The organism is Arthrobacter sp. SPT-J7, from assembly GCF_059089965.1.
This window is the reverse complement of record NZ_JBNHFF010000110.1, coordinates 1-10588: the sequence shown is the minus strand read 5'-3', so window position 1 is coordinate 10588 and position 10588 is coordinate 1. Positions and strand designations below refer to the sequence as shown.

Annotated in this window: 10 protein-coding genes; 6 read left to right on the top strand and 4 right to left on the bottom strand. The window is 64.9% G+C overall.

What is annotated here, in order from left to right:
- The first annotated feature begins 349 nt into the window (after positions 1-349).
- The 3 genes from AC5RWX_RS25585 (at position 350) to AC5RWX_RS25575 (ending at position 2012) form a co-directional block, all read left to right on the top strand.
- Entirely contained in the window at positions 350-487 is a 138-nt protein-coding gene (locus AC5RWX_RS25585) for a hypothetical protein (RefSeq protein ID WP_494099091.1), read from the top strand.
- Between the two features lie 92 nt (positions 488-579).
- Entirely contained in the window at positions 580-1632 is a 1053-nt protein-coding gene (locus AC5RWX_RS25580) for a M4 family metallopeptidase (protein WP_494099090.1), read from the top strand.
- Between the two features lie 59 nt (positions 1633-1691).
- Positions 1692-2012 (top strand): protealysin inhibitor emfourin, encoded by a 321-nt coding sequence (locus tag AC5RWX_RS25575; protein ID WP_494099089.1) that lies wholly within the window; start codon positions 1692-1694, stop codon positions 2010-2012.
- 9 nt (positions 2013-2021) lie between these two features.
- On the opposite strand, the gene AC5RWX_RS25570 is transcribed toward AC5RWX_RS25575, so the two are convergent.
- On the bottom strand, positions 2022-2990 hold the full coding sequence (locus tag AC5RWX_RS25570; RefSeq protein ID WP_494099088.1) for a GlxA family transcriptional regulator: 969 nt from the start codon (positions 2988-2990) through the stop codon (positions 2022-2024).
- Positions 2991-3071: 81 nt separating this feature from the next.
- Here AC5RWX_RS25570 and AC5RWX_RS25565 point away from each other — a divergent pair, with 81 nt between their 5' ends.
- Positions 3072-3239 carry a hypothetical protein gene (locus tag AC5RWX_RS25565; RefSeq protein WP_205484217.1) on the top strand — a complete coding sequence of 56 codons (168 nt, stop codon included), beginning with the start codon at positions 3072-3074 and terminating at the stop codon, positions 3237-3239.
- An 81-nt stretch (positions 3240-3320) separates the two neighbouring features.
- The gene (gene hrpA / locus AC5RWX_RS25560; RefSeq protein WP_494099087.1) at positions 3321-7286 is read left to right on the top strand and encodes an ATP-dependent RNA helicase HrpA; all 3966 of its coding nucleotides are present in this window, start codon (positions 3321-3323) and stop codon (positions 7284-7286) included.
- A gap of 65 nt (positions 7287-7351) precedes the next feature.
- On the opposite strand, the gene AC5RWX_RS25555 is transcribed toward hrpA, so the two are convergent.
- From AC5RWX_RS25555 to AC5RWX_RS25545, 3 genes are read right to left on the bottom strand one after another with little or no spacing between them, the layout of a single operon-like run.
- Entirely contained in the window at positions 7352-7777 is a 426-nt protein-coding gene (locus AC5RWX_RS25555) for an HIT family protein (RefSeq protein ID WP_494099086.1), read from the bottom strand.
- Positions 7774-8949 (bottom strand): NAD(P)-dependent alcohol dehydrogenase, encoded by a 1176-nt coding sequence (locus AC5RWX_RS25550; protein ID WP_494099085.1) that lies wholly within the window; start codon positions 8947-8949, stop codon positions 7774-7776. The genes AC5RWX_RS25555 and AC5RWX_RS25550 overlap by 4 nt, the downstream gene beginning before the upstream one ends.
- Positions 8946-9872 carry a sulfurtransferase gene (locus AC5RWX_RS25545; protein ID WP_494099084.1) on the bottom strand — a complete coding sequence of 309 codons (927 nt, stop codon included), beginning with the start codon at positions 9870-9872 and terminating at the stop codon, positions 8946-8948. The genes AC5RWX_RS25550 and AC5RWX_RS25545 overlap by 4 nt, the downstream gene beginning before the upstream one ends.
- Positions 9873-9945: 73 nt before the next feature.
- On the opposite strand from AC5RWX_RS25545, the gene AC5RWX_RS25540 reads away from it, so the two are divergent.
- On the top strand, positions 9946-10588 hold a 643-nt coding region (locus AC5RWX_RS25540), incomplete at its 3' end, for a PLP-dependent cysteine synthase family protein (RefSeq protein WP_494099083.1).

The following is a 10588-nucleotide window of genomic DNA, read 5'->3' as shown; positions in this document are numbered from 1 at the left end:
GCACCCCGGTCAACCGGGGTGCTTCTCGTTTGCCCGAAAGTTCCTTTCCAGCGCTGCGGCTCCCGGTGATCATGGCCGCCTCATTCGTAAGGCCGGCTGCATCAATAGAAGTGCGCACGCCGCCACCACGCGGTGCCAACAGTGAGGGCGTGCTTCGTCACCCACCCTTCATCAGCCCACGGCAGCGCTCGCCTCGCAGGCCATGGCCCACTAGATCTCTTCAGAGGCAGGTCATCGGGCGGAGGCCAGCCAAGTCTCACGGTCTGGTCCATCATCGTCGCGGCATGCGCCCAGAGATTGTCCCTGACTGCAGAGCCGCCAGCGTCCGCGGCAGGGACACGGTCAGCGCATGGGAGTCGGCGACCAGGGCACCGGCAGCCCGGTCACCGACCACCAGCACACACCCGACCTCTCCGCCACCAGGCTCGCCTCCGCCTGCACCACTGCCGCGTTCGTTTCCATACCTCCACCACGGCTCGGGGGTTAGACATTGTTCGTTTCGCCCGGGGCGACGTGCGCCTGCGCCGGTTTGTCAGTGCCCCCTCGTAATCTGAATTCACCAAGTTGAGGGGGTACGCCATGCACGTTCCGTTCTGTTCCATCATTCCGCCCTACCTGTTGAGGCGGCTGGCCAGGCAGGACGCTCCGGAGTTTTCCGCAGCAGCGAGAGCAGCAAAAGAGGCCTTGGGGCACGTCCGCTCGGTCCACGCGGCCCGCATACAGGCAGCCCCCGATGTTCCAGCGGGAGTGCGCCAGGCTAAACCAGGGCCGTCAAACCGCTCGGTTTTCGACGCCGGCGGTTCAGAAGTCCTCCCGGGCCAACTCGTGCGAAAGGAGGGCGAATCAGCCACGGGGGATCCTGCAACAGATGAGGCCTATGACGGGCTGGGCCATACGCATCGCCTCTATGCCGACGTCTTCGGAAGGAACTCGATCGACGGCCGGGGGCTGCCCATGAACGCCACAGTGCACTTCGGCAAACTCTACGACAACGCGTTTTGGGACGGGACGCAGATGGTCTTCGGCGACGGCGACGGGGAGGTCTTTGAGCGGTTCACCAGGTCCATCAGCGTCATCGGCCATGAGCTTGCCCACGGGGTTACCCAGTACTCGGCCGCGCTGGTGTACCGGAACCAGGCCGGAGCCATTAATGAGTCCATGTCGGACGTTTTCGGTGCCCTCGTGGAGCAGTACGTGAACAACCAGTCGGCGGCAGAGGCCAGCTGGCTCATAGGCGAGGGCCTTTTCACGCCGGAGGTGGAGGGGCGCGCCCTGCGCTCCATGAAGGCCCCGGGAACCGCGTACGACGACGACGTGCTGGGCAAGGATCCCCAACCGGCCTCCATGGACTCCTACGTGAGAACCAGCGCCGACAATGGCGGCGTCCACATCAACTCAGGCATCCCCAACCGGGCGTTCTACCTGGTGGCGGAAAAGCTGGGCGGGAACGCGTGGGACTCCCCCGGACGCATCTGGTACGAGACGCTCACCAGCGGCGATTTGCCCACCGGCGCGACCTTCACCGTATTCGCGCGCGCCACGGCGGCTACCGCTGCGGAGCTTTTCGGTTCTGATTCGAAAGAGCATGACGCCGTACGGAACGCGTGGGAAACTGTGAAGGTCAAGCTTTAACGGGTCGCCTGGCTGCCGTACTTCGCGCCACCAGGCTCGAACCACCCAGGAACCAGGTCATGAAGATCAGTGTGGAGCGCACCGGCGGCATCGCGGCGATGACTCGGGTCTGGACCGTAAACGCCGAGTCCGAGAAGGCCAGAAATCAATGGCAGCCCATCGTCGAAGCATGCCCTTGGGACGCCGTACCCAGGACACCACGAGCCGCCGCGGCGGAATACTCAGGAGCCCAGCCCGATCGGTTCATCTACTCCATCCGTGCAGGCCAGCACCGGGCAGCCCTGCCGGAGCAGGCAGTCACCGGTCCCTGGCGGGTGCTCGTGGACAGCACCCGGGCAGCCGCTGAGAAGTCACGCGCTGCACAGCGCCGGGAAACATAAGGCCCGGAGCTAACCCACCTCTGCCAGCTGTCCGCGGAAGGCCCGTCGGTAGGACTGCGGGCTCGTGTCCAGGACTTTGGCAAAATGGTGCCGCAGCAGCACCGGATGTCCAAATCCTGACTCGCGCGCGATCTCGTCGATGTTCAGGTCAGTGGACTCCAGAAGTTCCTGGGCGCGAAGCACCCGCTGTGAATTGAGCCAGGCCGCCGGCGTTGCACCCGTTTCGGACCGGAACTTCCGTGCGAACGTCCTCGCGGACATGTGCACCCGGGCGGCCAGTTCGCCCACAGTGTGTTCACGGTCCAGGTGCTCCACCATCCAGCGGAGGAGTTCCTCCATCGGAGCGGAGCCACACGTCGGCATGGGCCGGTCAATGAACTGCGCCTGGCCACCGTCGCGGTGCGGGGGAACCACCATGTCGCGGGCAATTGCGGCGGCCACGTGGGCGCCCAGTTCCACGCGCACCAGGTGCAGGCAGGCATCGATCCCGGCGGCCGTACCGGCAGAGGAGATGACGTTGCCGTCCTGCACATACAAGACATTTTCGTCCACGTGCACGCGGGGGTATTCAACAGCCAGTTGGCCTGAATAGTGCCAGTGCGTGGTGCAGCGGCGGTCATCAAAGAGGCCGGCCCGGGCAAGGGCGAAAGCCCCTGAGCAGATGGACATGACCCACGCTCCCCTTGCATCCGCCGCCCGAAGCGCCTCAAGGACGGACTCCGGCAAGTCATCATCGCGGCCGTAGGGGGCCATGATCACCAGGTCCGCATCGGCGGTGGCTTCCAGCCCCAGGCCCACATTCATGGACAGCCCGGACTTGAGTGGGACGTCCCCCGGGACAGGCGTGCAGACACGGAAATCAAAGGGCGGGACACCGCTCCCGCGCCCGGACCTGTCGATGCCGAACACTTCGCAGGCAGTGCCGAATTCGAACATGGAGAAGTTGGGAACCACGATAACGGCTACTGATTTCAGCATGCTTCCATTGTGGCAGGAACTTTAGCTTTTTGGGCATTTCTGCCACTTTTTCCTGGTGCTGAAGAGGAGAAGCATGAAGGCATGGAAATCCTCACAACCGCCCTCATCGTCCTGCTGCTCCTCGTATTTGCCGCCACTGTGTCGGCCCTCCTGCGTGACGGCCGGGGGCACACGCCTCCCGTCGAATCGCATGAAGCATGGTCCGCCTTGGACCTTCCCAGCACCAACTACACGCTCCGCATCTTCTAGCCCCAACCACCCAAGCACAGGGTAGGGCTGCAACAGTCGAAAGCGGGAAGCCCGGGCTCCCGCAGTAGACTGTCAGCAGCCATGACACTTCATATTTCCTATCCTGCCGAGCTCCCAGTCTCCGAGCGCCGCGAAGACCTGATGGCCGCCATCGCAGCGAACCAGGTCACCATCATCGCCGGCGAAACCGGCTCCGGTAAGACCACCCAGATTCCCAAGATGTGCCTCGAGCTCGGCCTGGGCGAAAACGGCCTGATCGGCCACACCCAACCGCGCCGGCTTGCAGCCCGCACTGTCGCGGAGCGCATCGCAGAGGAACTGGGCGTGGACCTCGGCCAGGAGGTCGGCTTCCAGGTCCGCTTCACCGGCGAGGTCAGCCGGAACACCAAGGTCAAGCTGATGACCGACGGCATCCTGCTGGCGGAGGTCCAACGCGACAAGCTGCTGCGCAAGTACAACGCGATCATCATCGACGAAGCCCATGAGCGCAGCCTCAACATCGACTTCATCCTTGGCTACCTGAAGCGGATCCTGCCGCAACGGCCCGACCTGAAGCTGATCATCACCTCCGCCACCATCGATCCTGAACGCTTTGCCAACCACTTCAGCACCCCCGACGTCCCCGCCCCCATCATTGAGGTCTCAGGGCGGACGTACCCGGTGGAAATCCGGTACCGCCCACTGTCGCAGCCACCTGCCGGGACAGATGAAGAGAACGCTTCCGACGACGAGCTTGAGGAGGACCGCGACCCGCTCGACGCCGTCTGTGACGCCGTCGACGAACTCGCTGCGGAAGCCCCGGGCGACATCCTCGTATTCTTTTCCGGTGAACGCGAGATCCGCGATGCCGCAGACGCCCTCCAGGCCCGGATCCAGTCCAATAGAAGACTGGCCGGAACCGAAATCCTCCCCCTGTTCGCACGCCTGAGCCTGCAGGAACAGCACAAGGTGTTCCACCCCGGCAACAAACGCCGGATCGTGCTCGCCACCAACGTGGCGGAGACGTCGCTGACAGTTCCGGGCATCAAATACGTAATCGACACTGGCACAGCGCGCATCTCCCGGTACTCACACCGCACCAAGGTCCAGCGGCTCCCCATCGAACGAGTCTCGCAGGCATCCGCCAACCAACGTTCCGGCCGGTGCGGCCGGGTGTCAGACGGCATCGCCATTCGCCTTTACTCGGAGGAGGACTTCGAGTCCCGGCCCCGCTTCACCGATCCCGAAATCCTCCGCACGAACCTCGCCGCTGTCATCCTCCAGATGACAGCCATGGGAGTCGCGCGCGGGCCGAAGGACGTAGAAAACTTCCCGTTCGTGGAACCCCCCGAAACGAGGGCAATCAACGACGGTGTCACGCTGCTCCGCGAGCTCGGCGCCTTGGCTGCCGCCCAGCCCCAGAACGGCGCCGGCGGTGCTAAAAGCGGCGGCGGGCTCACCGCCGTCGGGCAAAAGCTCGCCCAACTCCCCGTGGATCCCCGGTTGGGCCGGATGATCGTGGAAGCGGGAAAACGCGGCTGCGTCCGTGAAGTCATGATCCTTGCAGCAGCCCTCACCATCCAGGATCCCCGCGAGCGCCCCACAGACAAGCAGCAGCTCGCGGCAGAAAAGCACAACCGGTTCAAGGACGAGAACTCGGACTTCACCGGCTTCCTGAACCTGTGGAACTACATCCAGGAGAAGCAGGAGGAGCTGTCGTCGTCGGCCTTCCGCCGCCTGTGCCGGGCGGAATTCATCAACTACCTTCGGGTGCGCGAGTGGCAGGATCTGTTCGCCCAGCTGCGCCAGCTTGCCCGGCCCCTGGGCATCAGCCTTGACAATAAGCGCCTGGCTGATCCGGTAGGCAACCATGACGGCATCCACATCAGCCTCCTGTCCGGGCTCCTGAGTCACATCGGAATCCTGGATGAGCGCAAGCGTGAGTACGCCGGGGCCAGGGGCAGCCGCTTCGCGATCTTCCCCGGTTCTGCATTGTTCAAGAAGTCGCCCACCTTCGTGATGGCGGCGGAACTGGTGGAAACAAGCCGGCTCTGGGCCAGGGTTGCAGCGAAATTCGATCCCGCCTGGGCAGAGCAGGTGGCCCCGGACCTGGTCAAGCGCAGCTACAGCGAACCCCACTGGTCCACGCGCCAGGGCGCCGTCATGGCCTACGAAAAGGTCACTCTTTACGGCGTGCCCATTATCGCCCAGCGCAGGATCAATTACGGCAGGGTGGACCCGGTGGTCGCCCGGGAACTCTTCATCAGGCATGCCCTGGTGGAAGGCGACTGGAAAACCCACCACAAGTTCTTCCACCGCAACCGTGCCCTCCTCCAGGAGGTTGAGGAACTCGAAGCCAGGATGCGGCGCCGGGACCTCCTGGTGGACGACGAGACGCTGTTTGAGTTCTACGACGCCCGGGTCGGGCCGGACGTTGTGTCCGAACGGCACTTTGATAAATGGTGGAAGGACGCCCGGCAGCAGAACCCGGACCTCCTGGACTATGACAAGTCACTCCTCCTCAGCGATGACGCCGACGACCTCGATGAATCCGCCTACCCGAAAACCTGGCTGCACAAGGGCTTTGAACTTCCGCTGACCTACGAGTTCCACCCTGTCGCCCCCGGCTCGCCGCCCAACCCGAACGACGGCGTCACTGCCGAAGTGCCGGTCCTTTTCCTCAATCAGCTGGACGACAAGGCATTCCGGTGGCTGATTCCCGGCCAGCGCGTGGAACTGGTGACGGCCCTGATCAAGTCCCTGCCGAAGCAGATCCGCAAGAACTTTGTTCCTGCCCCGGACGTTGCCCGGCAGGCAGTGGCGGTGCTGGAGTCCGATTTCGACCCGGCCTCCGATGAACTTGAGCCGTCCCTCGAACTTGCGCTCCGCCGCATCCGCGGAAGCATCATCCCGCCCGGTTCGTGGAACTGGGATGCGGTGCCCCCGCACCTTCGCGTGACCTTCAAGGTAGTGGACAGCAAGGGCAAGGTCCTGGACGAGGGCAAGGACCTCGCGGCCCTGCAGGAACACCTTGCACCCGCCACCCGGCGCGCTATTGCCGAATCTCTCGGTGCCACGCCCGCCTCTACCGCCCCGCGAGGCAAGGCGGCTCGTACCGGGGGCAAGTCCGGCGACGGCGGCAGTCCCCGGGTGCAGGCGCCCGCCCCCGTACCGGCTGGCTCCAGCCCGGCCGGATTCCGGGAGCAGGAAGGCCTGACCGAGTGGAGCTTTGGCACCATCCAGCGCCAGGTCAGCAGCATGGTCAAAGGCCACACAGTCACCGGTTATCCGGCGTTGGTTGACCAGGGCAAGTCGGTGGCACTCAGGGTTTTCCAGACCCCGGATGAGCAGCAGGACGCCATGCGCGGCGGTGTGATCAGGCTGCTGGCGCTGCGCGTTCCCGCTCCCGACCGGTACGTGCTGGAGCACCTGAGCAACACGGAGAAGCTGACGTTCAGCCAGAACCCGCACGGCTCGGTCGCAGCCCTGATTGCCGACTGCGCGCTGGCAGCCATCGACAAACTCACACCGGCAGAATTGCCCTGGGACCGCCAGTCCTTCGATGCGCTCCATGAAGTGGTCCGGGCCGAGCTGATCGATACCGTGTTCAGCGTGACCGCCGTGGTGGAGCGCATCCTTGCCAGTACCCGGCGGATTGAAAAGCAGCTCAAGGGCACGACCAGCCTCGCGCTCATCAGCGCGCTCAATGACATCAAGAGCCAACTGGAGCACTTGGTGTACCCGGGATTTGTGGCACGCACCGGCTATGCCCAGCTCAGCCAGCTCCCCAGGTACCTTGCCGCCATTGAAAAGCGGCTGGAGCGGCTCCCGGGCAACGTCCAGCGCGATGCCCTGAGCATGGCGGTGGTGCAGCGGCTCGAGGATGACTACGACGACGCCGTTTCCGCCCTGCTTCCCGGACGGCGGGCAGGCGGTGAGCTGGCCCAGGTCCGCTGGATGATTGAAGAACTCCGGGTGAGCCTCTTCGCCGTCGAACTCGGAACGGCCTATTCGGTATCAGAGAAGCGGATCCGCGCCGTGCTCAACAAGGCGCTGGCCCCGGCCTAAACAGTATGCCTGGGCCGGGAACAGAAGGCCGGAGCACGAGGGAGCGGGCGGCCAAGCCGGAACCGTCAGGCCGGGACGAACTCGCCGTACCCGGCGGCCCGAAGGCCTTCCCGCAGTTTCTCGGCATTGGCGTCCAAGACCTTCGGATCCGGATTCTGGTCTGCCGAAGCGAAGTTGAAGTCCGCCATGCTCCTCGAAGGCCACACGTGGACGTGGAGGTGGTTGATTTCATAACCTGCCACGATCAGCCCGGCCCGCGCGGCGCCGAAGGTGTCCACCTGGACCGCCCCGATCCGCCGGGCCACCTCCATGACCCTTGCCAGGGTCTCCGGGGAAGCATCGGTCCAGCGGTCCACTTCCTCGGTGGGGACCACGAGGGTGTGCCCGTCTGCCAGTGGTCCCGTGGTGAGGAATGCCGCCACGTCGTCTTCCCGCCAGACAAAGCGGCCGGGAATTTCACCGTTCAGGATCCTGGTGAAGAGTGTGCTCATGCGTCTGCCTCCTTGGCGGGTGCCTGCAGCGTGCTGGTGTCCAGCACAAACCGGTATTTCACATCGCCGGCAACCATCCGGTCGTAGGCGTCATTCAGCTGGTCAGCCCGGATCACTTCGATGTCGGCAACCACGCCGTGCTCTGCGCAGAAGTCCAGCATGTCCTGGGTTTCAGCAATGCCTCCGATCAATGAGCCGGCGTAGGCGATCCGGCGCCGGATCAGCGCCCGTGGGTTTACGGGCGGCATCGCTTCGGACGGAAGGCCGAGCTGGAAGAGCGCACCGTCAACGCGCAGGGTACGGAACAGCGGGTTCAGGTCGTGCGGGGCTGCGACGGTGTCGATGATCAGGTCGATGGTGCGGTTGGCGGCGTCCATCGCTGCGTCATCGCGGGACAAAACTACCTCGTCAGCGCCCAGTTCAAGGGCGGCCGGCACCTTGGACTCGGACGTGGTGAACACCACCACTTTGGCTCCCATGGCTTTGGCGAGCTTGACGGCCATGTGGCCGAGTCCGCCCAGCCCCACCACACCCACCACATCGCCTTCTTCGACGTCGAAATGCCGCAGGGGCGAAAACGTCGTAACCCCTGCGCACAGCAACGGTGCGACGGCGGCGGAGTCCAGGGAATCCGGCACCCGAAGGACATAGCGGCGGTCCACCACCACAGAGGAGGAATAGCCGCCCTGCGTCAGGGAACCGCCGTTTCGCCGGTCCTCGGCACCGTACGTGCCGGTCATACCGTTTTCGCAGTACTGTTCCAGCCCGTCCAGGCAGCTCCCGCACTCGCGGCAGGAATCCACTATGCAGCCAACACCTACCCGGTCGCCGGGCGCGAAGTCGGTGACGGCTGAACCGATGCGGCTGACAGTTCCCACGATCTCGTGGCCGGGCACGAGAGGCCAGCTCTGGCCGCCCCACTCACCGCGCACCGCGTGGACATCCGAATGGCACAGTCCGCAAAACTCGATGGCAATTTCGACGTCGTCCGCCCCGGGAGTGCGCCGGGCAAGGGTGAGCGGCACCAGCCCGCTGTCCGGTGACGTGGCGCCGTAAGCGGCAGCCACGACGCCGTCGGAGGCAACAACCCCAGAGCCATCCGGTTCAGGAGCGGAAAATTTGGGGGTTACAGGTTTTGCGAGGGGCGGCGGCACGGGACGTCCAGGAGTCATAGTGCGACGCTACCCTTCAGCCTCGCCGTGTTTCCACTCAGCTGGCCCTCCGCTGCCCCCGGATCGGGTCCCGTCACCACAGGCAGGTTGGCATTGCTGGACCACTCCGAGAAGGATCCGGGATAGAGGGCAGCATGGAATCCGGCGAGTTCAAGGGCCGCCACCTGATGGGCGGCCGTGACCCCGGAGCCGCAGTAGACGCCCACCCGGGCATTGTCGGTGATGCCCAGAGATTCGAAGCGCCGGCGCAGCTGGGCGGGAGGCAGGAACCGGCCGGCGCCGTCCACGTTCCCAGCAGTCGGAGCGCTGACAGCACCGGGGATGTGGCCGGCCCGGGGATCAATAGGCTCAATCTCTCCGCGGTACCGTTCTCCGGCCCTCGCGTCGAGAAGAATTGTGTCCGAAGATGGACCATCCGCAAGAAGCCCAGCCTCCAGCCAGCCGGTCACGTCGGCTGCGTCCAGCACCGGCATCTGTCCCTCTGCCAGGGTGACGTCACCGGGACTGGCCCTGACCTCGCCCTGTTCGATCGGCAAACCGGCTGCACGCCACGCTGCCAGGCCGCCGTCGAGCAGGTAGACCTCCGGAACGCCGGCGTTCCGCAGCATCCACCACGCACGGGCGGCCGCCATGTTGGAGCTGTCATCGTAGGCCACCACAACATCGCCCCTGGTGATGCCCCAGCGCCTCGCCGCTTCCTGCAAGGCGCCGGGAGACGGCAAGGGGTGCCTGCCCCGCTCAGGAGCTGCAGGGTCTGCAAGTTCGGCGGCCAGGTCAACGAAGACGGCCCCCGGCAGGTGCCCCAGCAGGTAGTGGTCGCGGCCGTGTAGGTCCCCCAGCGCCCAGCGCACGTCCAGCAGCACCGTGCGCTGGCCGGCGGCCAGGCGCTTTTCCAGCGCCGAAACATCCATGAGCGGATTCATTGTGCTCCTTTCGGTGGGCAGCCAACGCTCCCACTCTAACGGCAGCTCCGGCAGCCGCGGGTAGGCTGGTGCGGTGAAGATTGAGCGCACCGCGGGCCGGGACTGGGCGGATGAAGCCATCAGGAAAATCACGGCGGAAAACAACCGCTCCGCCGATACCCACCTCTACTCGGTGCCCCTCCCGGAGCACTGGGGTGTACAGCTCTATTTGAAGGATGAGTCCACGCACCGTTCGGGCTCCCTCAAACACCGGCTGGCGCGCTCCCTGTTCCTTTTTGGGCTGGTCAACGGCTGGATCAGGGAGGACACCACCATCGTTGAGGCCTCCAGCGGCAGCACCGCAGTGTCCGAAGCCTATTTTGCCCAGCTCCTGGGACTGCCGTTCATCGCCGTCATGGCACGCACCACCAGCGCCGAAAAAATCGCCCTGATCGAGCAGTTCGGCGGGGCATGCCTCCTGGTGGAACACGCCTCCGAGGTCTATGCGACGGCGGAAGAAGTCGCCGCCACCTGTGCCGGGCACTACATGGACCAGTTCACCTACGCCGAGCGGGCAACGGACTGGCGCGGAAACAACAACATCGCGGAGTCCATCCTCGGCCAGCTCGAACTGGAGGAACATCCCACCCCAGACTGGATTGTGGTGGGTGCGGGGACGGGCGGCACCAGCGCAACCATCGGGAGGTACCTCCGCTACCACAGCCATCCCACCCGGC

Bases quoted from the DNA above. Each gene is read 5' to 3' on its own strand.
- AC5RWX_RS25585 (WP_494099091.1), top strand. From the start codon at position 350: ATGGGAGTCGGCGACCAGGGCACCGGCAGCCCGGTCACCGACCACCAG.
- AC5RWX_RS25580 (WP_494099090.1), top strand. From the start codon at position 580: ATGCACGTTCCGTTCTGTTCCATCATTCCGCCCTACCTGTTGAGGCGG.
- AC5RWX_RS25575 (WP_494099089.1), top strand. From the start codon at position 1,692: ATGAAGATCAGTGTGGAGCGCACCGGCGGCATCGCGGCGATGACTCGG.
- AC5RWX_RS25570 (WP_494099088.1), bottom strand. From the start codon at position 2,990: ATGCTGAAATCAGTAGCCGTTATCGTGGTTCCCAACTTCTCCATGTTC.
- AC5RWX_RS25565 (WP_205484217.1), top strand. From the start codon at position 3,072: ATGGAAATCCTCACAACCGCCCTCATCGTCCTGCTGCTCCTCGTATTT.
- hrpA (WP_494099087.1), top strand. From the start codon at position 3,321: ATGACACTTCATATTTCCTATCCTGCCGAGCTCCCAGTCTCCGAGCGC.
- AC5RWX_RS25555 (WP_494099086.1), bottom strand. From the start codon at position 7,777: ATGAGCACACTCTTCACCAGGATCCTGAACGGTGAAATTCCCGGCCGC.
- AC5RWX_RS25550 (WP_494099085.1), bottom strand. From the start codon at position 8,949: ATGACTCCTGGACGTCCCGTGCCGCCGCCCCTCGCAAAACCTGTAACC.
- AC5RWX_RS25545 (WP_494099084.1), bottom strand. From the start codon at position 9,872: ATGAATCCGCTCATGGATGTTTCGGCGCTGGAAAAGCGCCTGGCCGCC.